The sequence below is a fragment of the Achromobacter sp. GbtcB20 genome (assembly GCF_019091095.1).
Taxonomy (GTDB): domain Bacteria; phylum Pseudomonadota; class Gammaproteobacteria; order Burkholderiales; family Burkholderiaceae_B; genus Achromobacter; species Achromobacter mucicolens.
Genome location: NZ_JAGXJZ010000523.1, coordinates 1 through 273, shown reverse-complemented (window position 1 = coordinate 273; position 273 = coordinate 1). Strand labels below are relative to the sequence as shown.

Here is a 273-nt window from a genome sequence, read left to right as displayed (position 1 = left end):
CGACTTGACGTCGCCGGTCCAGAGCTTGTTGCCCACAAAAAGATTCTGCGTGATCCACTCGATCTCTTCGCGGTTCATCAGGTAGTAGCCGCCCCACCAGCGCTCGAACTCGAGGAAGCGCGGCGGCTCGGTGTCGATCTTGGCGTACAGGTTGTAGTACTTGTCCCAGAGCGAATTGGCCGGGTTCAGGTTTTCGAAGTTCGAGACCAGCCAGGCGCCGTCGAACTTGCCGTTGCCGTGGTCCGCCATGAAGGAGGACAGCCAGGGGCCGCC

The 273-nt window shown here is 60.8% G+C and carries 1 protein-coding gene; it reads right to left on the bottom strand.

Annotated features, from left to right (window positions below; genetic code table 11):
* Positions 1-273: DUF3141 domain-containing protein (locus tag KVT32_RS30050; protein ID WP_217619424.1), on the bottom strand; the 273-nt coding region annotated here is incomplete at both ends.